The sequence below is a fragment of the Paenibacillus yonginensis genome (assembly GCF_001685395.1).
Lineage (GTDB): Bacteria > Bacillota > Bacilli > Paenibacillales > Paenibacillaceae > Fontibacillus > Fontibacillus yonginensis.
This window is the reverse complement of record NZ_CP014167.1, coordinates 4,291,944-4,314,829: the sequence shown is the minus strand read 5'-3', so window position 1 is coordinate 4,314,829 and position 22,886 is coordinate 4,291,944. Positions and strand designations below refer to the sequence as shown.

Annotated in this window: 23 protein-coding genes and 1 pseudogene; 15 read left to right on the top strand and 9 right to left on the bottom strand. The window is 49.6% G+C overall.

Going from position 1 to position 22,886, the window contains the following annotated elements:
• The first annotated feature begins 274 nt into the window (after nt 1-274).
• The 9 genes and pseudogenes from AWM70_RS24060 (at nt 275) to AWM70_RS19655 (ending at nt 6,338) form a co-directional block, all read left to right on the top strand.
• A complete protein-coding gene (locus AWM70_RS24060; RefSeq protein WP_250637502.1) occupies nt 275-565 on the top strand; it encodes an SDR family NAD(P)-dependent oxidoreductase in 291 nt (96 codons plus the stop codon).
• Nucleotides 566-689: 124 nt separating this feature from the next.
• The gene (locus tag AWM70_RS24055; RefSeq protein WP_250637501.1) at nt 690-1,022 is read left to right on the top strand and encodes an SDR family oxidoreductase; all 333 of its coding nucleotides are present in this window, start codon (nt 690-692) and stop codon (nt 1,020-1,022) included.
• Between the two features lie 243 nt (nt 1,023-1,265).
• Nucleotides 1,266-1,841 carry a TetR/AcrR family transcriptional regulator gene (locus AWM70_RS19685; RefSeq protein WP_068699267.1) on the top strand — a complete coding sequence of 192 codons (576 nt, stop codon included), beginning with the start codon at nt 1,266-1,268 and terminating at the stop codon, nt 1,839-1,841.
• A gap of 348 nt (nt 1,842-2,189) precedes the next feature.
• Complete coding sequence (locus AWM70_RS19680; RefSeq protein WP_068699265.1) at nt 2,190-3,041, top strand: SDR family NAD(P)-dependent oxidoreductase; 852 nt, start codon at nt 2,190-2,192, stop codon at nt 3,039-3,041.
• A 45-nt stretch (nt 3,042-3,086) separates the two neighbouring features.
• A complete protein-coding gene (locus AWM70_RS19675) occupies nt 3,087-4,181 on the top strand; it encodes an FAD-dependent monooxygenase (RefSeq protein WP_068699263.1) in 1,095 nt (364 codons plus the stop codon).
• 104 nt (nt 4,182-4,285) lie between these two features.
• Nucleotides 4,286-4,609, top strand: coding sequence for a putative quinol monooxygenase (locus AWM70_RS19670; RefSeq protein WP_068699261.1), 324 nt, complete (start codon nt 4,286-4,288; stop codon nt 4,607-4,609).
• Nucleotides 4,610-4,657: 48 nt separating this feature from the next.
• A pseudogene (locus tag AWM70_RS19665) lies at nt 4,658-4,855 on the top strand (tRNA-binding protein); the annotation flags it as partial.
• A 154-nt stretch (nt 4,856-5,009) separates the two neighbouring features.
• Nucleotides 5,010-5,810, top strand: a complete 801-nt coding sequence (locus tag AWM70_RS19660) for an SDR family NAD(P)-dependent oxidoreductase (protein WP_068699259.1) — start codon at nt 5,010-5,012, stop codon at nt 5,808-5,810.
• A 213-nt stretch (nt 5,811-6,023) separates the two neighbouring features.
• Entirely contained in the window at nt 6,024-6,338 is a 315-nt protein-coding gene (locus tag AWM70_RS19655) for a hypothetical protein (protein WP_099093111.1), read from the top strand.
• Between the two features lie 138 nt (nt 6,339-6,476).
• Here the strand turns inward: AWM70_RS19655 and araA are convergent, their stop codons facing one another.
• From araA to AWM70_RS19640, 3 genes are read right to left on the bottom strand one after another with little or no spacing between them, the layout of a single operon-like run.
• On the bottom strand, nt 6,477-7,901 hold the full coding sequence (araA, locus tag AWM70_RS19650; protein ID WP_068699257.1) for an L-arabinose isomerase: 1,425 nt from the start codon (nt 7,899-7,901) through the stop codon (nt 6,477-6,479).
• Nucleotides 7,902-7,931: 30 nt separating this feature from the next.
• The gene (locus AWM70_RS19645) at nt 7,932-8,627 is read right to left on the bottom strand and encodes an L-ribulose-5-phosphate 4-epimerase (protein WP_068699255.1); all 696 of its coding nucleotides are present in this window, start codon (nt 8,625-8,627) and stop codon (nt 7,932-7,934) included.
• Between the two features lie 16 nt (nt 8,628-8,643).
• Entirely contained in the window at nt 8,644-10,248 is a 1,605-nt protein-coding gene (locus AWM70_RS19640) for a xylulokinase (protein ID WP_068699253.1), read from the bottom strand.
• Between the two features lie 351 nt (nt 10,249-10,599).
• Between AWM70_RS19640 and AWM70_RS19635 the strand changes: the two genes are divergently transcribed.
• Nucleotides 10,600-11,682, top strand: a complete 1,083-nt coding sequence (locus AWM70_RS19635) for a GntR family transcriptional regulator (RefSeq protein ID WP_068700874.1) — start codon at nt 10,600-10,602, stop codon at nt 11,680-11,682.
• A gap of 132 nt (nt 11,683-11,814) precedes the next feature.
• Here the strand turns inward: AWM70_RS19635 and AWM70_RS19630 are convergent, their stop codons facing one another.
• Nucleotides 11,815-12,276, bottom strand: a complete 462-nt coding sequence (locus AWM70_RS19630) for a hypothetical protein (protein WP_068700872.1) — start codon at nt 12,274-12,276, stop codon at nt 11,815-11,817.
• 234 nt (nt 12,277-12,510) lie between these two features.
• Here AWM70_RS19630 and AWM70_RS19625 point away from each other — a divergent pair, with 234 nt between their 5' ends.
• Nucleotides 12,511-13,329, top strand: coding sequence for an SDR family oxidoreductase (locus tag AWM70_RS19625; protein WP_068699251.1), 819 nt, complete (start codon nt 12,511-12,513; stop codon nt 13,327-13,329).
• A gap of 107 nt (nt 13,330-13,436) precedes the next feature.
• Here AWM70_RS19625 and AWM70_RS19620 read toward each other — a convergent pair whose 3' ends face one another.
• The 4 genes from AWM70_RS19620 to AWM70_RS19605 all read right to left on the bottom strand — a co-directional run bounded on the left by AWM70_RS19620 (nt 13,437) and on the right by AWM70_RS19605 (nt 18,316).
• Complete coding sequence (locus tag AWM70_RS19620) at nt 13,437-15,137, bottom strand: histidine kinase N-terminal 7TM domain-containing diguanylate cyclase (protein ID WP_068699249.1); 1,701 nt, start codon at nt 15,135-15,137, stop codon at nt 13,437-13,439.
• Nucleotides 15,138-15,332: 195 nt separating this feature from the next.
• Nucleotides 15,333-16,664 carry a polysaccharide deacetylase family protein gene (locus AWM70_RS19615; RefSeq protein ID WP_068699247.1) on the bottom strand — a complete coding sequence of 444 codons (1,332 nt, stop codon included), beginning with the start codon at nt 16,662-16,664 and terminating at the stop codon, nt 15,333-15,335.
• A 39-nt stretch (nt 16,665-16,703) separates the two neighbouring features.
• A complete protein-coding gene (locus AWM70_RS19610; RefSeq protein WP_068699245.1) occupies nt 16,704-17,429 on the bottom strand; it encodes a hypothetical protein in 726 nt (241 codons plus the stop codon).
• Between the two features lie 206 nt (nt 17,430-17,635).
• Nucleotides 17,636-18,316 carry a YdeI/OmpD-associated family protein gene (locus tag AWM70_RS19605; protein ID WP_068699243.1) on the bottom strand — a complete coding sequence of 227 codons (681 nt, stop codon included), beginning with the start codon at nt 18,314-18,316 and terminating at the stop codon, nt 17,636-17,638.
• A 156-nt stretch (nt 18,317-18,472) separates the two neighbouring features.
• On the opposite strand from AWM70_RS19605, the gene AWM70_RS19600 reads away from it, so the two are divergent.
• From AWM70_RS19600 to AWM70_RS19585, 4 genes are all read left to right on the top strand, one after another.
• Nucleotides 18,473-18,835 (top strand): MerR family transcriptional regulator, encoded by a 363-nt coding sequence (locus AWM70_RS19600; RefSeq protein WP_083180437.1) that lies wholly within the window; start codon nt 18,473-18,475, stop codon nt 18,833-18,835.
• Between the two features lie 16 nt (nt 18,836-18,851).
• Nucleotides 18,852-19,613: an SDR family oxidoreductase gene (locus AWM70_RS19595; protein WP_068699241.1), complete on the top strand. Its 762-nt coding sequence runs from the start codon at nt 18,852-18,854 to the stop codon at nt 19,611-19,613.
• 24 nt (nt 19,614-19,637) lie between these two features.
• On the top strand, nt 19,638-20,837 hold the full coding sequence (locus AWM70_RS19590; RefSeq protein WP_068699239.1) for a macrolide family glycosyltransferase: 1,200 nt from the start codon (nt 19,638-19,640) through the stop codon (nt 20,835-20,837).
• A 317-nt stretch (nt 20,838-21,154) separates the two neighbouring features.
• Nucleotides 21,155-22,447 (top strand): MFS transporter, encoded by a 1,293-nt coding sequence (locus AWM70_RS19585; RefSeq protein ID WP_068700869.1) that lies wholly within the window; start codon nt 21,155-21,157, stop codon nt 22,445-22,447.
• Nucleotides 22,448-22,633: 186 nt separating this feature from the next.
• On the opposite strand, the gene AWM70_RS23550 is transcribed toward AWM70_RS19585, so the two are convergent.
• Nucleotides 22,634-22,798, bottom strand: a complete 165-nt coding sequence (locus tag AWM70_RS23550; RefSeq protein WP_169823475.1) for a response regulator — start codon at nt 22,796-22,798, stop codon at nt 22,634-22,636.
• Nucleotides 22,799-22,886 lie beyond the last annotated feature (88 nt).

Sequence of the window (22,886 nt, the reverse complement as noted above, 5' to 3'; positions counted from 1 at the left end):
TTCCATGCGAGAACGTTCCAGTGCCTGTCGATAATGTAGGCCGGGTAGGTCCCATTCTGTCCAGAATCCGCTGCAGGGAAATGGGAACGGAATCGTCCGCTTTTGGTACTATAAATCCAGACCTATTTGCCGATTTTATGACTCATTATAATCTACTTATCTTCCGTCGTGAAGGAGAGTCGGAGATCCGTACTGTTCCATGGATTAGCTGATCGCGGCTGAAGAGCATCATATTGCAAGGTCAGTCCAACCATCAAATACGAAGGAGAATTTTATGGTGAAGTCAGAACAGATCGAACGTGGGCATAGTTTCAAGGGCAAGCGTGTTGTTGTTCTTGGAGGAACGTCCGGAATCGGGTTTGCGGCAGCCGAAGCCGCTGCATGGGAAGGGGCATCCTTGGTCATTGTGTCCAGTCAAAAAGAAAAAGCTGACCGTGCCGTTTCGCGTTTGTCCGAAGGCAGCCAGGGATATGCGGTTGATCTGACAAATGAGGAACAAGTTCGTCAATTTTTCAGCGAAATCGGGGAATTCGATCACTTGGTCTTTACTCCGGCGACCCACTGACGGTTGAAAGTCTGGACACTACCGATGTCGATACAGTACGCCGATTGTTTAACGTGCGATACTGGGGAGCGTTCATGGCGCCAAATATGGCAGCCGAAACATCAGACGGGGAGGGTCAATTACGTTGACTTCCGGCGTTGCCGGAGTTCGTCCTCATAAGGGGTTTACTGTCTCAGCCAGCATATGCGGCGCTGTTGAGGCACCCACAAGGGCGTTGGCCGTCGAGCTGAGCCGGCATCGCGTCAACGCCGTTTGCTTCGGACTTATGCGTACCGGGTTGTGGGACGGTATTCCTGAGGAACAACGGAACGCAATGTATGAACATACTGGGAAATCATTGCCGGTTGGGCGAGTCGGTGAACCGGAGGACGGCGCTGAGGCATATCTCTGCCTAATGCGCGAAAAATATTCCACCGGTCAGATCATTGTCGTAGATGGCGGTTCTACCTTGGTTTAAGTTTCTTGAAATATGAACGGTGAACGTAAGCCTCTTCCATCAAAACCCACCCGGAAGAGGCTGTACCTCACAAATATCTCCGCTTTGCACTTATTTATACTGCTAATTCCGTACGATTCATGTGAAATTATGACTTGATCATAGCCCTTGAATTAGGTATCTGGTCACCAATACAGGAATATTGGTCACAGGAGTACAACCCTCCTAATGGACATTCGGATATAGCACTGCTATAATGGACGTATGAACACATATGACAAAATATTAGCAGCTGCTCTTAAGGTACTCGAAGAGGAGGGAGGAGCCCAATTTTCGACGCGAGCCGTAACTGCCATCGCGCAGGTTACAGCGCCTACTCTCTATCACCATTTCGGCAGTGCCGATGGGCTCCTAAGTGCAGCTATAGTGGAAGCGTTCAAACAGTTATTTGAAAGCAAGATTGCCGCTGTGGAGTCCACCATTCCAGAGATCGCTCTTCGTCAAGGATGGGATGACTATGTCCGCTTCGCGGCAGCCCGTCCTCGGATTTATGCGGCGATGATGGGGCGGTTGCTTGAGGGTGCCCATATCGAGGCGGCAGATCAGTCGTACCAAGCCCTGGTAAAAAATATTCAGAGAGCCGCCGCCGAAGGCAAACTGGCTGTGTCCGCTGAGGCAGCAGCAGATCTGGTCTGGGCTTCCGCCAATACGGCCTCTTGGCTGTATGTGACAGCCCAGGTTCGTAAGGCACCCCCACCCCAGCCCGACGTCGTTGATCTCATTCGGGAAAGCGTCATGCAGATCATTTTGATCCCAAGGACAGACAACGATTCAGAATGAAGGATTCGGGTGACAGAGCCTGGAGACTCCAGGCAAATATTCAATTTAGAAGATACTAGAAGACGCATAAGAAAGATCGCCTATCCAACCTGGACCTCCGGGAGGATGGCGATCTTTTTTATGTTTGGAGGATGCGAGCATTCGTTCTCTTGGATTCCAGTAGTGTGACAGGTGAAATGTGGCACGCCGAGTGCATCACGCGCGCCCGTCAAAGCCATGTTCAGACCACAGAACAACACTTCAAAAAAATATAGCACCGCTATAGACAACTTTATATAGCAGTGCTATAATAACCGTATAACAGTGCTATACCGTGATCCACATCTTATCAAACTCAGGAGGGTTACTATGCCATTCAAAACTCAAGAACTGGTCGTCGTCACAGGTACGTCCAGCGGCATCGGCAGGGCTACCGCGGAGCAGCTTGCCGCCGAAGGCTTTCATGTTTTAGCAGGGGTTCGTCGTCAGGAAGACGCCGACAAAATTAAACGCAAGAATATCGAACCGGTGATCGTCGATGTTACCCGTATCAACACCCTAAAGGCGCTGGCCGAACGGGTGGCGTTAGATCCGCTTGGTCGCCCTTTGCGGGCCGTGGTCAACAATGCCGGCATCGCCGTTAATGCCCCTCTCGAGATGGTTCCGCTGGATGAATTTCGCCGCCAGATCGAAGTCAGCGTGATCGGACAGGTCGCGGTTATTCAGGCGCTTACCCCGGCCTTGCTGAACAGCGGAGGGCGAGTGGTCAATATCGGTTCGCTTGGGGGCAAGGTTTCCATGCCCGGGTTCGGCATTTATTCGGCTGCAAAGTATGCTATGGAAGCGATCAATGACAGTCTCCGCAGAGAGATGTCCTCGTTTGGCCTCAAGGTCATCATGATCACGCCGGGTGGCGTTAGCACGGGCCTGTCGGAACAAGGGATTACGACAGCGGAGCGGCTGGCGAAATTGATGACGCCGGACCAGCACCGGCGCCATGATCGTCTTTTTGATGCCGTGAAGGCTCAGGCTGAAACCTGGGCTACGGCCGGTATCCGCCCCGAGAAAGTGGCAGCCGTGGTTTCGCGAGCCATCCACGTAAGCAAGCCGCGCACCCGCTATACGGTCGGCCGCGATTCGGCCCTGCTGACCCGACTGGTCCGTATTCTCCCCGACAAACTCCTCGATCGGATGCTCCGTAGCCAGATGAAGCTGCAGTAACGGATTTTTTTACGAATTCCCCATTACAAAACAGGAGAAGGAATCATGTCACAACAACAGGTTGAACATGCCATTATTGTAGGTGGATCTTTAGGTGGTCTAATGATGGGGCTTGCGTTATCCCGTTCTGGTTATACAGTGACCATTCTTGAACGTGCTGCAGATTCATCCTTAAGAAATGGTACTTTTATTCGCTTACACACAAAGCCTTATCATAATAGTGAAATTGAACGAGAATTGAGACACTTGGCATCCAATGGTAACAACCATGTTGAAGCCTGGTCAGCCATTCAAGAACGTTTACTCAACGCAGTCGCTAAAGAACCTGGCATTACCCTTCAGCACCATACACGAATTGCTAGTGTTGGGCAAAATGAATCATCTGCCTGGGCTACCAGTGAAGAGGAGCAGACGTTTAAAGGAGACTTCTTGATTGGCGCAGATGGATATCGAAGTATGGTCCGCCGTTATTTAAGCCCTGACAAACCATTTGCAGATTATGCTGGCTATCTGGCTTGGGTAGGGAAAGTGGATGAAAATTTACTGCCAAAGAGGGACTGGAGAAAACGGCAGCTTTCGAGCGCTTATTTCAGCGATAGTGCAGCCGGTAAATTGACAACTGCGGTGATGCCGGGGAAAGAGGGGGGAACCCAGCCCGGCCAGCGGTGGATAGGTTTTTGCTGGTTTGATCACTCGCATAATCCATTGCTGTCTGAATTAGGCGTGTTAAAGGACGGGATTGCTCAGCATTCCTTATACGGTGAAGCTGTTCCGGATTCGCTGCTAGAAGAATTATCACAAACCAGCCAAGCCAATTGGAGTAAAGAAGAGGATGCCGTTTTGCAAATCGCAATTAAGGATCGCAGTTTAATCGGGGCACCTGTTAATGAATACATCCCTAATATCTTGTCAAAAGGAAGAATTGCCATGATCGGCGACGCAGCACATACCATGTCGCCAATGACAGGGGCAGGCTTTAATGACTCACTTGATGATACGGTTGCCATTATGGATGCCCTTAAAAAGTATCCGAATTCGATAATAAATGCTTTGAGCGAATATCAAACACGCCGTTTAGATATAGTTCGTCAAGATGTTTTTGCGGGCCAAGGCTTTAATCGCACTTTTGGGAGCTTATAACAGCATTAAGCTAAGCCATTGATACAAGTGTAAACGGGGAATTTGACCCCCCGAGAAAACGGTAAAGCCAAAATCGAAGTATTTATAAATTAGGAGGAATTAGAATGAACGATACAAAGAACCGTAACGTTACTGTACTTTGGGAGGCAAGAGCTAAGGCAGGGAGAGAAGCCGAGATGAAGGCATTTATGACCGCTGCTGTCACTCCGTCGCGCAACGACTTGGGCAATATTGACTATGAGGCTCACGAGGTAGAAGGCCAGCCCGGTACATTCATCATCTACGAGCGCTGGGAAAACCGGGATGCTCTCGATCGGCACCTGAGCGCCCCACGGATGCAGGAACTGGTGCCCCAGCTTTTAGAACTGATGGAGGGATCTATTGAGGAAGGGATTCGACTCCTGCAGCCGTTCCGCCCAGCGCAGTAAAATGCAGCACCGAGGGGTTAAAGGCTTTAGTGGGGATGAGGCCAAACGTTGGCAACGATCGATGATTTTGCAGCACTAGATATCCGTGTCGGAACGATTAAGGAAGCGGAGTTTTTTGAAGAAGCAAAGATCCCTGCGATAAAGCTAAAAATTGATTTTGGACCGGAGATCGGGCTGAAATCCTCAAGTGCACAAATAACTAAGCATTACAAGGTTGAGGAAATTATAGGGAATTCTATTAAAGCCGGATACTGAAATGCCTAATGGAACACCTATTGCGTGAAAATAAGGATCTACCTAAATTGTACGATGTAATTAGTTGTAAACATTGTTTTCATCAAAGGAATAATGCTTGGAAATCAAATTTAAATTTTAAAAGCGGAAGCTTTAGGAGGTAAACATGGATCTTAAATTAACCAATAAAGTAGCTGTCGTTACCGGAGCAAGTAAAGGAATTGGACTCGCTATCGTTCGAAAATTTATCGAGGAAGGGGCAAGTGTCGTCGCGGTAAGTCGGACTTTAACGGAGGAATTGGCTGATCTTGTTGAAAAAAAATCAGTCAAACATCTACCGATTGATGTCAGTATGGAACGCAATACAGCTGAACTTTCTAAGAAACTCGGTGAAGTGTTCGGCAGAATCGACATTTTAATCAATAGTATCGGGGCGGTTGACAAGAGAAGAGGAGAAGGTTTTTTGGCTACGCCAAATGAGGAATGGGAACAACTTTATGATTTAAATTTGTTTAGCGTTGTTCGTTTTACTCAAGCAGCATTACCGCATATCCTAAAGAACGATGAGAGGGCAATTGTAAATATCTCTTCAGTAAATGCACGGATGCCCGAAATGTTATTGCCTATTTATGGCACTACCAAAGCGGCACTTAATAATTTGACGAAAATGCTGGCTGGTGAGTTTGGACCCCGAAATATTAGAGTTAACTCAATCTCCCCTGGACCGGTAGTAACCCCTTTGTGGCAAGACCCTGAAAACGGAATGGCCAAAACAATCGGTTCATTTGCAGCGATGGATTCCGAAAAAGTTTTTGAAGAGCTGCCTAAAATGGCTGGTATAACCTTGGGGAAATTTGCAGAAGCCGAAGATATTGCAAACCTTGCAGTTTTCCTTGCTTCGGAGCGGGCTTCAATGATTACCGGAGCGGATTATGTTATTGATGGAAATATGATTAAAACGATTTAAACCGAAAGGGTCGTGAAATGATAGTTAAATAAAGGATGTTAATGAGGTTGCCACGAAAATGTATCGCAGCCTCATTAAGCTAACGGGAAAGTTAGTTTAATAACAAATCTTTTAACTTCTCCATTAGCGGTGATTCCGGAGGGATAAGTTCTGCTCAACCAAGGAGTATTTATTGTTAAGGATTCATAAGCGGGAGGAGGGGAATTAAACGAAATGTATTATGATGGCGATGGAAGTTATTTGGAGGCTCTTCCGGATAAATTAAAAAATAGTAAATTACCCAAGGGTATTACATGGTTTGAAGACCATGTACATTTCGATACATTAAGAGAAGCCTCTGAATGGGTACTATCTGATTCTTACAATAAAATAGGTCATGATTACAATGGATACATCTCAACTGATCCTAAGTTAGTCCATGCCCTTGTTTATGAATTAGTCAGACATAGAAGATATGAAGGAAAAGTACGCGTTTGGGAATATCGCCTTAATGGTAAGCACTACCTTTTTTTGTGGATAGAGAAATAAAGGTTTAAAACTACGGAATAGACTCAAAATTGTAGAATAGCACAAAAAGGCCGGAGCTTTGGCTCCGGCCTGATTTGTAAGGCCCCGTAAGCGGGCTGACTATTATGATTTGGGGCTCAGGCTAGCTGCAACCTCCCCCTACTTGATGATCACGTATTCCAGTCCTACAAGCTTGGCATAGGTTTCAATTTGATCCGTTGTCAGGTTCAGCGAAACCACGGTATGATGCCCGCCGCCGTTCTCGATCCAGGCTTTCACCCCGTCCTGGAAGTTCGGCTTCACGTTCCAAAGCACGCGGGCTACGGGAAGTTTGGGAGCCGGAACCGCCGGCTCAAAGGCGGAAACCTCATTGATCAGAAGCTTGAAATGTGTGCCAAAGTCAGCCATTGAAACGACAACGCCGTCGCCGGATTTGCCATCGAACACCAGACGTGCCGGATCTTCCTTGCCGCCAATGCCAAGCGGGGAGACGACGATCTTCGGTCTATTCCCGGCCAAGGTCGGATCCACCTCCAGCATATGCGACTGGAGAATCGATTCCTGTCCAGGGGCCAGCTCGTAGGTGTAGTCCTCCATAAAGCCGGTGGACTGGTTATGGCTCATGATTTTCAGCAAACGGTCCAGCGCCGCCGTCTTCCAATCCCCCTCACCGGCAAAGCCGTATCCCTGTGCCATCAGGCGCTGAACGGCCAGTCCTGGAAGCTGCTTCATGCCATGCAAATCTTCAAAGTTTGTTGTAAAAGCCTTATACCCGCCGTTGTCCAGAAATCTTTTAATTGCAATTTCATAACGGGCCTGCACTTTAACGCTGGCTTCCCAATCTTCTCTGCTATAGGCACCGTAATCAAATTCGTAAAGCTCGGCATATTCCTTGAACAAACGGTCTACCTCTTCATCCTTAACCACATTCACGTATTCGACCAGGTCGCCAATGCCAAAATAGTCCACCGTCCACCCAAACTGAATTTGCGCTTCCACCTTATCCCCTTCGGTAACGCCAACATTGCGCATGTTATCTCCAAAGCGGGCCACTTTAATGTTGAAGCTTTCGTTGTAGGCCACCGCCACGTCCATCCAAGCCGCGATCTGCTGCTGCACCTCCGGGCGCTCCCAATACCCGACCACGATTTTGTTGCGTTTCTTGAGCCGGGCGTTGATAAAGCCGTATTCCCGGTCGCCATGCGCGGCCTGGTTCAGGTTCATGAAGTCCATGTCGATCGTCGACCAAGGGATGCTTTCGTTGAACTGCGTAGCGAGATGAAGCAGGGGCTTCTGCAGAAGTTTTGTTCCGCGAATCCACATTTTCGCCGGTGAGAACGTATGCATCCATGTGATGACGCCGGCCACCTCGTCCCGGTAGTTGACCTCTTTCATCAGGCTTGTGATTGTGTCTGCACTAACGGCCAGCTCCTGCAGAACCAGCGGATAAGGCAGTAGCCCGCTTTCATTTAAAGCATCGGTCATGGTCTGCGCATGGGCCTTCACTTCCGCCAGCGCTTCTTCCCCATAAAGATGCTGCGAACCTACGATAAACCAAAACTCCTTCGCTCCCAAGGTTGACATTGACCATCCTCCCCTTTTCTAAAAAATGATTTATTTCTGTCCGTAATAAGCATTGGCCCCGTGTTTGCGCAAATAGTGTTTATCAAGAATCGGCTGCGGCAGTTCTTTCGCAAAACGGTTTAATTCCCTTGCGAACAAGTTCATTTTACAAACCTCTTCCAGCACAACGCTGTTCATCACCGCTGATTTGGCGTCTTTCCCCCAGGTAAACGGCGCATGGCCGTGCAGCAGCACGCCCGGAACGGCCAGTACATCCAAACCTCGTTCTTCAAACGTTTCAACGATAACTCGGCCGGTTTCCGCCTCATAATCCCGATCAACCTCTTCTTTCGTCAAGAAACGGGCACAAGGAATGGAACCATAGAAGGTATCCGCATGTGTAGTGCCCATGACAGGCACATCCAAACCTGCCTGTGCCCAAACCGTTGCCCAGGTGGAATGGGTATGCACGATGCCGCCGATTTGCGGATAGTGCTTGTATAACACGGCATGGGTCGGCGTATCCGAGGAAGGCCGGTAGGGTCCCTCAACTACGTTGCCCTCCAGGTCGACGACGACCATATCAGACGGTTTCAGTTTGTCGTATTCGATGCCGCTCGGTTTGATCACAAAATATCCGCTTTCGCGGTCCACCGCGCTTACATTTCCCCACGTATATTTCACAAGCCCATGTCTGGGCAAATCCAGATTCGCTTGATAGACTTCTTCCTTCAACTGTTCCAGCATGTTTATCCCTCCTTACTCAAACCAGATAATCCACTGCGGCCTGCTCAATCGCCAAGCCTTGTTTGTACCGCTTGATAAACGCTTCAAAGCCTTTAACATCCGTTTCGTCCGGCTCCATTTCCAGAGCAGGCACGTCTTTGAAGACTCTGTGGTCTAGAAAGTCCTCCAGGCCCTCTCCCGCTTCTTTGCTGCTCATATAGGAAGCCAGAATCGCCATGCCCCAGGCTCCGCCTTCGCTGGCCGTCGCCATGACCGAAACCGGCGTATTCATCGCTGCTGCCACGATCTTCTGCCCTACTACCGGTGTCTTGAATAAGCCGCCATGCGCCCATATGCGGTCAATAGACACCTTCTCCTGCTGCGTCAGAATCTCCATGCCAAGCCGCAAAGCGCCAAATGCGGAGAACAGGTGAGTCCGCATAAAATTGGCCAGGTTGAACCGGCTTTCAGGCGAGCGGACGAACAGCGGGCGGCCCTGCTCAAGACCGGTAAGGTTCTCGCCGGAGTAATAACCATAGCTGAGCAAACCTCCGCCGTCCGGATCGGCTTCCAGAGCTTTGCCAAGCATGACGCCGAACAGTTTCTCCGAATCGGCCTGGTGCCCCATCGCCTCGGAGAATTCACGGAACAACCCCAGCCAGGCGTTCATATCGCTGGAGCAATTGTTCGCATGCACCATCCCTACCGGACTTCCGCTTGGCGTCGTAACCAGGTCGATTTCCGGGTAAACCTGGGATAGTTCCTTCTCCAGCACCATCATCGCAAATACGGACGTTCCCACGGATACGTTGCCGGTGCGCTTGCGTACGCTGTTCGTAGCGACCATTCCCGTTCCCGCATCGCCTTCCGGGGGACACAGCGGGATGCCCGGCTGCAGGTCCAGCGAGGGATCCAGCATTCCGGCTCCCGCTTCGCTCAACACGCCGGCCTGCTCGCCGGAGACATAGACCTTGGGCAGCAGGTCCTTCAGCTTCCAAGGATACCCTTTATCAGCAACAAGCTCGTCGAATTGTTCGAGCATCGCTTTGTTGTAATCCTGCGCGGATTCATCAATCGGGAACATGCCGGACGCATCCCCGATGCCGATGGCTTTGTCACCGGTAAGCAGCCAGTGAATGAAGCCGGATAAGGTAGTCATGTAATCAATACGGGCTACATGGTCTTCCCCGTTAAGAACCGCCTGATACAAATGGGCAATACTCCACCGTTCGGGGATGTTGAACTGGAATAAATCCGTTAGCTGTTTGGCCGCAGCGCCGGTGGTCGCATTGCGCCAGGTTCGGAAAGGAACCAGCAGCTCTCCCGAGCTGTCAAAAGCCATGTATCCATGCATCATAGCCGAGAAGCCGATTGAGCCGACTGTTCGAATCGTGATGCCGTATTTACGTTCTACCTCCTGCTTCATCTCGCTGTAAGCTTCCCGAAGCCCCGTCATCACATCCGCCAGGCTGTACGTCCAGAATCCGTCCTGAAGGCGGTTCTCCCATTCATAACTTCCGGATGCAATGGTTTCGAAACGGGAATCAATCAGCACCGCTTTGATCCGGGTCGAACCGAATTCGATTCCCAAGGAAGTCTCTCCCCGGGAGATTGACTGCTTCACCTTTGCCTGGTCTGACACTTTGCACTCCCTCCCCGCTATCGTTCCCCTCCTACATATGTAAGAAGAAGGCGCTTTCCTTTATGGGCCTAGTATAGGTTTATGTACGTACATTTGTCAATTATTAATAATATTTATACATACATATATAAAACCATAACTTCGTTTAAAGGCTCATATCTATTTATACAGAGATACATTTAAAGTTATGAAAGCGAATTATTTATTTGCCAACCATTATTCATAAAGGATTTGTACGTACAAATAGAGCAGGGTTCTTTCCCCACTCAAAAAAGAGTGATACAATACGACCATACAAATTTTTCAGACCCATGAATAGGAATACGAACAACTTTGAAAGAAGAGGATCGCGTGAAACCTAAATATCAGGTAATTATAGAGGAGCTTAAAAGTCAGATTCTTTCGGGAGGATACAATCCGGGGGATCAAATCCCGACGGAAGCTGCGCTTCAGGAGACCTACAAAGTGAGCCGGCAGACGGTTCGGAAGGCGATTCTGGAGTTGTCCAACGAGGGATTTTTAAGAAGCGAGAAAGGGTCCGGCACCTATGTCAGCAATCAATACCGGTCAAAGTCAGGCGGGAATCCGGCCAACCGAACGATCGGCGTGATTACGACTTACATTTCCGATTACATCTTCCCTTCGATCATCCGCGGCATTGAGGGGCGTCTGAACGAAGATAACTATTCGCTGCTTCTGGCCAGCACTAACAATGACGTCGCCCAGGAGAAGAAAGCTTTGGAAATGATGCTCTCCTTCGGCGTAGACGGTCTGATTATCGAGCCTACCAAAAGCAATTTGTACAATCCCAATATCGCTTATTACCTGTCGTTTAAAGAGCAGGATGTGCCATTTATTATGATCAACGCTTATTATGAAGAGCTGGACGTGCCTTTCTTCTGCCTGGATGACGTACAGTCCAGCTATCTGGCGACCCGGGAATTGATTGCCAAAGGACACACCCAGATCGGGCTGGTTGCCAAAATGGACGACCTGCAGGGGAAATACCGCATGAAGGGGTATATAAAAGCGCTGGGGGAAGCCAAGCTGCGGTTCCGGCCGGAGCAGGTGCTTTCTTTTAATACCGAAACCAAACATGCTCTAAACGCCAATTTGAGGAAATTTCTGGACGACAACAGAGAGGAATTGACCGCGCTGGTTTGTTATAACGACGAGGTGGGGCTGGAGGTCGTAAATGTATGCAGACAACTGGGGCTCTCCATACCGGACGAATTGTCAATAATTGGGCAGGATAATTCCTATATTGCTAAAAATGCAAACATCAAGCTGACGACCTTGACCCATCCGCAGGAGCAAATGGGCCGTGATGCAGCGGATTGGATTATCAAGAAGCTGCAGGGGAAAAAGGATTTGCCCAGCAGCACCTATTATCAGCCCGTGCTGATCGAAGGCGAGACGGTAAACAAGAGATAGTCCTTCCCGTTGGACGTTTATGTTAGACAGTACAGGAGCAGAAAAGCCGTGGGCAGCCGCCCGCGGCTTGATTTTTTTGGCCTGTGCTCCACCGTTCCGGCCTTTTTCTAAAACCAGCTTATACCATCAAAATCAATGCCTCACGCGGTTTTCCTGGCGGGCCGATTCCTGCCACCTTTGAAATCCGTAGAAGATCAGCGTAATCAGAATCTCGGCAATAAATACATGCCAGCCTCTATTAAAGCTGACTAACCCCAGCCTGTCGAACCAGCGCAGAATGACAAAAGCGAAGAGCGCGTTCGCCAAGATCTCCACCCCGAAGAACAGCCAGAACCGTTTATATGTGAAATACAAGATCCACATCGGCACGACCGGAAATAATCCATAGACGTACGAAGAGAAGACTCCCAGCGGGTAGGTGGTTTCCCGAAAAGCCCACCAATTGCAGCCCACCCCGATATCACAAACCAAAATACTCAAGAATGCAGACATCATGCCCGCCGGAAGGTATCTTCGGATGCTGTCCTTCTTCATAAAAATTAAACTGGCCCACGGGATCACAAATGTCGCCCATAAAATAAGTTGGTTGCTCACGGTCATTCGTCCCTCCTTTAGTTTCTTATACCGGAATATTTTGCACGGTTGGATTCCTCCTTATGCATGAATCCTCCGGAGGCATCTATTAGCATTGAGGCTCTCCAAGCGGCTGGCACCCTTTTGACAAAAAGGGAAGGATGCTTTAGGATTAGAATGAACGTTCTATCCAAAGAATACTTTGGTTTTTTTAGAATGAACATTCAATTTAAAATGAATTTAGGAGGATAAACCATGAGTAAAACCGTCTTTATTACAGGCACCAGTTCGGGGTTAGGCAAATTAACGGCCATCCGCTTTGCCCAAATGGGCTGGAATGTAGCCGCGACCATGCGCACCCCCGAGAAAGAAACAGAACTAACCGCATATGACAATATTAAAATATTTAAGCTGGACGTGACCCGGGTGGATCAGGTCCAGACCGCCGTGCAGCAGGCTGTAGAAGCTTTCGGGACCATCGAGGTGGTTATCAATAATGCCGGAATGGGGACCTATGGTCCGCTTGAGCTGGCCGAAGAGGCTGCAATCGACTGGCAGTTCGCCGTAAACACTCGGGGACCGATCAATGTGATCCGCCAATTTCTGCCGCATTACCGGGCTAACGGCGGTGGCATGTTTATCAATATCAGCTCGTTCATGGGCATCACGACGGCCGTGCCGCTCGGGTCGCTTTATAACATGTCCAAGTTTGCTTTGGAGGGATTGACGGAGGGCTTGTATTATGAACTGCGTCCGTTTAATATCGAGCTGAGATTGATTGAGCAGGGCGGCTCGAAAGGCAACCATTTTACGGACAGCATCGCTTGGAGCCAGGATGAGAACGTGAAGGACTATGATGAAATGATCCTGAAATTAAAAAATATGATGATGAACTCGGAGTCCAGAGGTACTTTAGACGACCCTCAAATCATCGTCGACGCTATCGTGGATCTGGCGACCGGGAAAAGCAAGAAATTCCGCACCGTTATCGGAGAAGCCGGTAACAACCTGATGGCCCTCAGAAATTCCATGCCGATTGAAGACTATTTGGAGGCTATGGCTAAAAATTTTTAATGCAAGTTGATTAGAGTGAACATTCAGTTTAATGAAAATAGCATAGGCATGTCATAGGAACGAAGAAGAGCGGGCTATCTTTCCGATAACCGGCTCTTCTTCTTAGTTTAGCCCCAATATACAGGCTGGAAGTCTGCAATTTCGATCCGGTTGCGTCCCTTCTCCTTGGCTTTATAAAGCGCCTTGTCCACTTCTGCAAGCAGCCCCATTAAATAATCTTCCAGCTGGTCCTCGGCAGGTTCATTGGCCCCGGTGAAATCGTCAACCGACAAGATCCCCATACTGATGGTAATGGCTACCGGTTCAGGATTCTGCCCGACCCGGATATGATTGGACTCCACCAGCAGCCTCACTTCTTCTGCCAGGACTTCAGCGAGCTTGCGGTCCGTATCCGGAAGATAGATCATAAACTCCTCCCCGCCATAACGGGCTAGAATATCGGTGCTCCGAATCGACTGCTTGACCGTCTGCGCCGTACGATAAAGGACTTCGTCCCCTATTATATGCCCATACCGGTCATTGATTGATTTGAAGAAATCAATATCAAACAAGATGAGTGAAAATGGCGTCCCCATCTGCATATTAGCGGCAACCTCATGCGTCAGATGCTGGGTCAAATAGTGACGGTTATAGCAGTCCGTCAAGCTGTCTGTCAGCGCCATTTCCTTTAATCTTTGATTAGCTATGTATAACTCGTTGCGAATGCTATCCAGGGAATGGTTGCGCTCTTGAAGGATTTCGTTCTGCCGGTTCAGCTCCTGAACGAGATAGCGCTCCTGGGACACATCCTGAAACGTCAGGATCCGGCCAATCTGCAGCCGGTTAGCGTCCAAAATCGGGACAGCCTGCAAAATGAAATGCCGCACGGTTTCCCGCTCAAAGATAATCTCCAGCTCTGCTGACGTATTGTCTTTATGTCGGTAATGTTCGAGAAATTCCCTGCTGCTGCCCTCCACACGTACCGAATCAAGGAAGCTCTCCAGGTCGAAATAGTCGCCCAAACTGAGATCCATAAACCGCTGCAGCGCCGTGTTGACTTCAATAACGGACTCATTCTCGTCCAATACCAGGATGCCGTAAGGAATGGTATTGATCATATCTTCATGCGCAATGGAGACCAGATCAAACATGTTATATCTCTTGATCACATAGCCGAAGAACAAAGCGGAGATAAAAATCCCCACCGAAGTTAAACCGGGAATAATCGGCAGCCATTTCCTCAGCACCACATTTAGAATCAGATCGCTGCAGGCAAAAGTGGCCAATACAAATATCCCCCATAGGGTGATTTTCACTTGTTTGCGAATCGCCAGCAGCGTTTTGGAATTCCTGACGGTCCTCAGCAGCAAAGAAAGCGATGCAAAAAAATAACTCAACAGGATTGCGATCATCAGCCAAAACCAAGGGCCATACGCTCTATGCATATAGCCGCCCTCCAGCGGACGGACAAACAGCTGAAACGGGTTCACCATTACTCCGGCAGCGGCAATCACCGCCGGCAGCACCAGCAGAATCCGGGACCTTCTTCCCAACCGCCCGGAATAGCCGGTAAGGAAAATAGTCAGCAGCAGCCAACCGCTGCCGAGCAGGGATAAAGAAACAAAGGACAACGTAACGTAGAACAGCTGCATTTCCGGATCCTTAATAATATCCGTAGCAAATTGGCAGAGCGGCCAAAGCATCATAAAGAAATGAAACAGAAAGTAAGCCTTACGCAAGTTGGTGATCCGGACGGTAGCAAACATATAAACAAATAAAGCAAACAATAGAAGGAACAAAAAAAGATCATACCATGCTAATAGGTTCACAAAACTTCTCCTTTTCCATCCGTCGGCTCTAATTCCTTTTAAAATGTTATTATTTATCCAGTTATTCTCAATTAGAAGATTCTTGTTCTTAGTATATTCCTTAATAAAAAATAGTTAAATACAAAAATTCCCTCCGGCTTTCCTGGAAAAGCACAAAAAAGACCATCCGTCGATGGTCTTCATCAATCTCAAAAATTATTTAAAAATAGCAAACGTCAAATGTCTATCCTTCAAATATTTCACGATATCCGGAAGCGCTTCAAGCGTGCTCTTGTCTTCATGAAGCACATAAATCCCTCCGGAGGCTTCAAGTCCGTGGAAATACCGGACAATATCCACTGCCCGCTTATGGTTCCAGTCTTCGGGATCCCGGTTCCACATAAGCGTCTTCATATGCTGCTTTCTTGCCACGCCAAACAGCTTGTCGTCAACCGCACCGTATGGCGGACGAAACAAAGTAACCGGCGTATGCGTTAAGGACTCCAGCAGGCTGGCCGTCTCCGCCAGGTTCTGAACCTGCTCGGCCGGAGCCACTTTCGTCATTTCCTGGTGATCCCAGGAATGATTGCCGATGGACATGCCGTGTTGGCTAGCGTAGATCACGGCGTCCGGATTACGTTTGGCGTTCTGGCCGACGAACAGAAAGGTTGCTGCCACTTTGTTCTCGGACAGAATGTCTACAATCTTCTCGGTAAATCGTGAAGGCCCGTCGTCAAAGGTCAACGCCACATACCCTTTAGGCAATCCGAATAATTTCTTCTCTTCAGCGACGTCAATGATCTTGTAGTTCTTCTGCCCTTCGTCCAGAACCTCTTTATCCGCAGTTAGATTGCCGGAAGCGCCCGCCTTTGTCCCCGCCGGGCGCGCGGGGTGAGCGGCCTCAAGCTGATCCAGCCTCTTCTGGGTAGCGAAGGCGGGAATAACCGCTTCATGGAAACCTTTGCTTTCTTCGGCCTCCTGTGCTGCGTCTGCGTGTCCGTCCGCCAACCCTGCCGGGTCGGCTTTGCTGTGATAAGGAATAGAGATAAGCACTAAGAAAATAAACCCGACCAAAAGCAGATTGGCCATTTTGGGTGCTCGGGTATATAAGGGCTGCAAATAACGGGTCCAACCCGCATCGGATACCTCTGCAGCGTGTTCTTCTGATGCTGATCTTCCCCGCCGTTCCTGCTGCTTGCCGTTAGCAGAAGCCGGCGGAAGCTGGCCTTGTCTCATTTGCTTGATCTGGTTCTGAAATTCTTTGCTGCAGGCAAAATACAAAGTCTCCCGGGAAAAACCTGTAGTTCTGATGATACTGCTATAATATGTATTTCGGTAAGGATCCCATTTGGGATAAAGAGAAATCCGGGCCCGTCCTTCACACAACGGCTGGCAGGCTTCCAATTCCAGAAATGTAAACTCGTCAATATCTATTAAATAACTATCCTGCTTGTCCTCTTGGGTGACGACGACCTTCATTTGATGGATACCCTCAGAGGTCTTCCCAAGCGACAGCAGTTCCACTACCTGCGTGCTGTATGCCTCCATACGATCTTCATCCTTCTTTTTGTCCGGCCCTAGATGAACTTATTCAGCTGAACTTCCATGAAGCGGGTCTCCGTTTGCTGCAAATGGAGAAGTCATCCGGTTGGTAAAATCGTTTACAAGATTGAGGAGATGGGTCTTCTCCTGACGAAGGGCTTCAAATTTCTGCTTCATCTGGGAGAGCTCCACTTCGAGTCTGGAATTCTTCTCTTCCAGCTCGTTGATTTTCTTGTTCTTATCCGCCGCCGCTTCGTTATACTTCTGAAGCAGACTTTTGTAGTTCTGGCGTTCGAACTCGATCACCGTTTTAAGCTCTTCTATTTCCCCCGACAACGTGGCCTGAAGCTCCCTGTAGTCCTCCATCATCTGATCGACCTTCAAATTCTTGTCGCTCAGCCGCTGCTCAAGCTCCATAATGCTTTTCTCGCGTTCCTCGATCACCTGGCCCAAATTCTTGAGATCTCTGTTCAGCCTGTCATTTTGTCCATGGGCATGACCCAAACGGTCCTGCAAATCATTAAAGCTGACCTCAAGATGCTGCTTGGCCTTGATCATCTGCTCCACGGCAAAGACGAGATCAAGCGATCTTTTGTCCATCTGACTTTTATTGTGAACAAAAATTGCACCTGCCGGCTCTTCACTTGCTTCAAACTCTGCCGATTCACCCAGCACTTCCTCTTCGGAAGGAACCAAACCCCTCCCTGTGCCTAAATCCTCTTGCGATTGCTGCTCAAAACTACCCTTCTTCTTCTGGAAAGGAGAAAACATAGAGAACTCACCTTTTCTAGGAAAATGTTGACAAATGTCGAAAATTATACTCTATATTATAGTGGAAAACACCTGTTTTTAATTGGTTCAAAAGTATCTATTTGCGTTAATTTACATAGTCCAAAAGAATCTATATCTTTTGCAAAGTAGGTCTTTATGCCATACACTGTCGCTTTGTATGGGTACCCTCTGCTACTATCCTCTATTTAGGACTTTCCCCGCCGGTAATGGTCAAGGCTTTTGTAGCCCTCGCCTAAAATCTGTTTCATTTCTGCTCTTCGTTTGGCCCTTGTGCTCTCTTGTACGGCGCTATAAATGTACCGGGCCCAATCCTTCTTGTAGCCGGGGGTAAGGGATTGATAGAACGCCAGAATCTGCGGACTGTCTTCCAGATCCCGCTCTACGTCAGGGATTAGGGGCAGGTAATCGTCGACACGCCCGCTTGGCTTGGAAGAGGGGTCTGGGGTATCTTTACTGCTCCGTTTCTCCGCTTTGAAGCCAACTACGGTGAATACCTCGTTTAAACCCACCATACGAGCAAACTTCAGGCTGCTTGCTCCTATATATCCGTCTTCACCGGCTCCCAGCCCTTCAAATAGACTGTCCCTATGAATATACGTCGGGTAGACTTTGTTGCCTTTCTTCGGATAGGCGGCATACAAATATCCCCCTTGATTTAAAAGGCCGCCGTCGATCACTTTCCGGACCAGCTCCTTCAGGGAACCCATATCAAGAACATACGCAAAAATCAGATCATATGGACCGTTCGCCAATTCCGTATCATGCTCTTTAAGCTCTGATAGGCTGTCGTCATCCGCCGGCTGGTTCAGAACAGCCCTCTGCTTAAATTTGCTCAGATTCAATTTCTCAACAATGGACTTGGTCATATCGGAATCCTCCTAACAGGTTTCTTATTTCTTATTTTCGCCGATACTCTTTAAATAAAATAGCTGAACAACTTGGATTGCGGGCTTGACTTAAACCACAGTTTAAGTCGTATCCTATTCCTGTCGACGAGAAAGGATATGATGGAGGTCTCCAAAATGAAGTATTATTCGATTAGCGAGGTTTCAGCTAAATTTAATATTCCGGAATCCACGATACGCTATTATGAAAAGAAAGGGCTGCTGCCCTTTATTGAACGTGATGGAGCGGGCAGACGGTTATTTTCAGAAGATCAAACAGCTCTGCTTGAAACCGTAATTCGCCTAAAAAACACCCACATGCCCATAAGCAGTATTAAGCAGTACATGGATTGGGTAGTGGAAGGGAACAGCACGGTGGAACAGCGGCTTGAGATGATGAAGGCGCACAAGCAGAAGGTGCTGGCTGAAATTTCATCCATGACGGAATCCCTAAAGAGCATTGATTATAAGATTGATCGATATACCCATCAAAAATCATAAGAAATGAGGAAAAGATATGAAACTTTCAGGAAATACGATCCTTATTACCGGCGGAGGCTCCGGCATCGGCCTGGCTTTTGCAGAACGTTTTATCCAAGCCGGCAACCAGGTGATTGTAACCGGGCGGCGAGAGCAGGTGCTTGAGGAAGCGAAACAGAAACTTCCCGGCCTGATTACGCGTGCAAGTGATTTGAGCTTGGAAGCGGACCGGACAGCCTTGTTTGATTGGGTAACCGCCAATTATCCGGAAGTTAATGTGCTGGTGAACAACGCAGGCATCCAGCAGCGATTCAGTGTCCTGCGGGCAGACGCGAAGAACGATTGGAGTTATTTCAATCAAGAAATCGCCACGAATATCGAGGCTCCTTTCCACCTCTCCATGCTGTTTGCTCCTTATTTTGCGAAAAAAGAAGCGGCGGCCATCCTTAACGTGACCTCCGGTCTGGCCTTTACTCCATTTGTCATCGCTCCAATTTATTCGGCAACGAAAGCGGCGCTTCACTCCTTCACCATGAGCCTTAGACATCAGCTGTCCGAGACTTCCGTGGAAGTGATTGAAGTAGCTCCTCCGGCCGTTAATACCGATCTGGGCGGAACAGGCCTGCATACAGGCGGAGAACCGCTGGACGCCTTCGCTGATGGCATTTTTGAAGGATTGAAAGCAGGCCAGGAAGAAATCGGATATGGGTCGTCGGCACCCCGCCTGCGCATGTCGCGGGACGAAATCGACGAATACACCGCGAAGATGTACAGTGCAACCAAAAACATGATCGACTAATTTGCAATTGAAGGTGATGAACTTATGGCACGCGTGTTATGGATCAACGGAGGTTCTGAAGGCCATATCCAGCCGACCCTGGGCGTTATCAGGGAATTGATCAGCCGCGGTGAGGAAGTCGTATATTTCGTATCCGACTCATTCCGGACACTCGCCGAATCGACCGGGGCAAAGGTGATTACGTTTGACGGTGAGGCCTTTGTAAAAGCTTTCCTTGCCGGGGGAAGAAGTCCCTGGGGACGAGTGAGCGGCCTGCTGCGTACAGCTGACATTGTGATTCCAAGCGTTCTGGAGCAGATTCAAGGAGAAAGGTTCGATTACATGATCCATGACTCGATGTTCGGCTGCGGACGCCTGCTGGCGCAGATTCTGAAGCTTCCGGCCATCAGCTCCTGCACCAGTTTCGCCGTGGGACCGGCCGATTTCGAGCTTATGCAGGAACAGCTCTTGAAGGCTTATCCGGCCGAGGTAAACGAACAAGCTGAACAGGAGCTGCGGCAGCTGATCAGCGAGGCAGAAGCCAAATACGAGGTGCAGGCGGGCTCCGCCTACGAAATCTTCTGCAATCCTGCACCGATGACGCTCGTCTACACCTCGAAAGCTTTCCAGCCAGGCGGAGAAAGCTTTGATGATACCTACAAATTCGTAGGGCCTTCCCTGGCTCCGCGCCCGCAACAGGAGTCCCTGCTGCTGGATGCAGGCACGGAGAACCTGATCTACATCTCGCTCGGTACGGTTTTTAATCAAGCTTTGGATTTCTATAAGCTTTGTTTGACGGCCTTCGCCGATACGAAATATACCGTCATTCTGTCTGTCGGCAGACAAACAGAGATTGCGGCGTTAGGCAGCCTTCCGGCGAATTTTATCGTCCGCCCTTATGTACCGCAGCTCGAGGTGCTGCAGCGTGCCGGTCTGTTCATCACTCACGGGGGCATGAACAGTGTTCATGAAGGTCTCTATTATGGGGTGCCCCTGATTGTTATCCCGCAAAGCGCCGACCAGCCGGCCCTGGCCCGGCGTGTGGCCGAGCTAGGCGCGGGCCTTCAATTCAATCAGCAGGACCTGACGGCCGAGGATCTCCGAGCGGCGGCGGAACGCGTATTGGAGGATGACTCCATGCGAGCGGCCGCTGCCGAACTTGGCGCTTCGTTCCGGAAGGCGGGTGGGCAGCGGCAAGCCGCTGAAGAGATTTTGAAATATAGACGTGGTCTGCAGCTGAATTAAATAGGCATTACGCTTCTCCTTATAGTTCGCTCTGCAGCTCAACATCATGCCGCAAATAAAAGAAGCTCTCCTCTTTCATGGGAACCTGGTACATCCGGTATTCAGGCTTTTCCATGGATGTGGAGCGGCTTCTTTTTGTCGTTTTGCCCTTTTTGAAGGGAACAGCGGACGAGCAGCTTAAACCGGCCTTTCCCAGGGTCCAAACGAGCTTGATGATCGAATTCAATTGTAAAAACCTGCAAATTCACGTATCCTTGTTCTTATCTTCCTGTTTTACATCTTTTATTTGCACCTTTAGAATTGGAGACCCGCTTGTAATGAAATCATCAGCCTTAACTCGTCCCTTTTATTATCTGTGGACTACTCAAACGGCGGCAAATGCTGCAGATGTCCTATACATTATGGCGCTTACGGTATTGGTGCTTAACCAGACCGAATCTTTGGTATCTGCTGCGTTGATGCCCTTGATGCGCAGCGGCGCCCAGATGATTAGCGGACTGATCGCCCCGCTGCTCATCCACCGCTTCAAGCTGCCCGCCCTGTTGCTTCTGTCGCAGACGGGCCAGTTTCTGCTGTTCGTAGGTCTGGCTGTCTACCTGCAGGTTAACGGGAGCAGCGCTTCATTTGTCCTTGTGTTTGCGCTTGTATTTATTATGTCCTTCCTTGACGGCTGGACAGTCCCTGCCCGCAACGCGCTTGTGCCGCGGCTAGTGGAGCATGAGCAGGGGCTGCTCAGAGCCAACAGCCTGATCAGCGTGAGCGACCAGGTAGTGCAGTTTGCCGGCTGGGGGCTAAGCGGCATGATCGTCGCTTGGCTGGGGCCCAGTCATACCCTGCTGCTGACCGCTGTCATCTATGGACTGGCGGCAGCTATGACGCTGGGTGTCAAAGAGCCGGCAGGGCTTGAACCTGTGGAGCAAGCAGAGCTGCAAACCGCGGATTCATCTGATCCCAATCCCCCTGCTCCGTCTTCCAGATGGCATACCCTGACTGAAGGCTGGAAAATGATCTGGCGAATGCCAAACCTGCGGCTGCTCACCTTTATGGATATCATTGACATGCTTGGCGGGTCGGTCTGGGTCGGTGCTTTTACACTCGCTTTCGTTCAGGTTGCATTAGGACAAGGCGAAGAATGGTGGGGCTTTATTAATGCGGCGTATTTTGCGGGGACTGTTGGCGGCGGACTGCTGGTGCTTGCACTGGTCCGGACCATCGGCAGCCGCTTCCTGTCCGCCATGCTGATCGGCATGGCCGGGTACGGCATCCTGACCGCCTTATACGCGCTCACCACCTGCCCTGTTATCGCACTCATTCTGGTGCTGCTGATGGGACCGTTCGCCGAGCTGTCGGTCATCAACCGGCGCACCTTGATTCAACGCAGCGTAGACAAAGGAACGCTGCCGAAGGTGCTGTCGGCCCAAGCCTCCCTGCTGAATCTCGTATTCTGCATTTCGCTGCTGGCTATGGCCGGGCTGGCCGAATGGATCGGCATTGTAAATCTGTATGTGCTGGCAGCAGCTCTTACTCTGCTGGCACTTGGGGTTGGGCTGGCCGGCCGGCGGGCCTTCGGGAAGACAGCCGAATCCCAGCCCGGCGCTACAAACCGTTAACCCGCTGCTAAACCTGTCGCCGCTAACACAAAGGGATGCTCCGGTCCGGACATAGCTTCCACCGCATGGCTGATAATGTTGGAGAAGCATTCGGCCATCAGCGTACGGTCGACACGCAGCGTCGTGGCGGCATATCGTTCCCAGCCTTCATATCGGCAATTTCCTGCTGCGTCTTTCCTTCTGCAATCAGTTTGAGCAGGACGACATCGTATCGCCTAACATAATATCCATAAGGACTACATCCACCGGGGTTTCATCGAGGGCTGACATGCAGGCTGCCTTGCCGCTCATACAAGTAACGATCTCAAATCCGGCTTCTTTGAGAAATACAATTGCAAACCGTAGCTCCATGCCACACACCCCTCTCTTCTACATGGAAATTATTCACTTTTTCTTGTAAGAAAAGAAGCAGATAATTTCATGTACACCTGTCCTGCCG

Bases quoted from the DNA above. Each gene is read 5' to 3' on its own strand.
- AWM70_RS24060 (WP_250637502.1), top strand. From the start codon at position 275: ATGGTGAAGTCAGAACAGATCGAACGTGGGCATAGTTTCAAGGGCAAG.
- AWM70_RS19685 (WP_068699267.1), top strand. From the start codon at position 1,266: ATGAACACATATGACAAAATATTAGCAGCTGCTCTTAAGGTACTCGAA.
- AWM70_RS19680 (WP_068699265.1), top strand. From the start codon at position 2,190: ATGCCATTCAAAACTCAAGAACTGGTCGTCGTCACAGGTACGTCCAGC.
- AWM70_RS19675 (WP_068699263.1), top strand. From the start codon at position 3,087: ATGTCACAACAACAGGTTGAACATGCCATTATTGTAGGTGGATCTTTA.
- AWM70_RS19670 (WP_068699261.1), top strand. From the start codon at position 4,286: ATGAACGATACAAAGAACCGTAACGTTACTGTACTTTGGGAGGCAAGA.
- AWM70_RS19660 (WP_068699259.1), top strand. From the start codon at position 5,010: ATGGATCTTAAATTAACCAATAAAGTAGCTGTCGTTACCGGAGCAAGT.
- AWM70_RS19655 (WP_099093111.1), top strand. From the start codon at position 6,024: ATGTATTATGATGGCGATGGAAGTTATTTGGAGGCTCTTCCGGATAAA.
- araA (WP_068699257.1), bottom strand. From the start codon at position 7,901: ATGTCAACCTTGGGAGCGAAGGAGTTTTGGTTTATCGTAGGTTCGCAG.
- AWM70_RS19645 (WP_068699255.1), bottom strand. From the start codon at position 8,627: ATGCTGGAACAGTTGAAGGAAGAAGTCTATCAAGCGAATCTGGATTTG.
- AWM70_RS19625 (WP_068699251.1), top strand. From the start codon at position 12,511: ATGAGTAAAACCGTCTTTATTACAGGCACCAGTTCGGGGTTAGGCAAA.
- AWM70_RS19615 (WP_068699247.1), bottom strand. From the start codon at position 16,664: ATGGAGGCATACAGCACGCAGGTAGTGGAACTGCTGTCGCTTGGGAAG.
- AWM70_RS19610 (WP_068699245.1), bottom strand. From the start codon at position 17,429: ATGTTTTCTCCTTTCCAGAAGAAGAAGGGTAGTTTTGAGCAGCAATCG.
- AWM70_RS19605 (WP_068699243.1), bottom strand. From the start codon at position 18,316: ATGACCAAGTCCATTGTTGAGAAATTGAATCTGAGCAAATTTAAGCAG.
- AWM70_RS19600 (WP_083180437.1), top strand. From the start codon at position 18,473: ATGAAGTATTATTCGATTAGCGAGGTTTCAGCTAAATTTAATATTCCG.
- AWM70_RS19595 (WP_068699241.1), top strand. From the start codon at position 18,852: ATGAAACTTTCAGGAAATACGATCCTTATTACCGGCGGAGGCTCCGGC.
- AWM70_RS19590 (WP_068699239.1), top strand. From the start codon at position 19,638: ATGGCACGCGTGTTATGGATCAACGGAGGTTCTGAAGGCCATATCCAG.
- AWM70_RS19585 (WP_068700869.1), top strand. From the start codon at position 21,155: ATGAAATCATCAGCCTTAACTCGTCCCTTTTATTATCTGTGGACTACT.
- AWM70_RS23550 (WP_169823475.1), bottom strand. From the start codon at position 22,798: ATGGAGCTACGGTTTGCAATTGTATTTCTCAAAGAAGCCGGATTTGAG.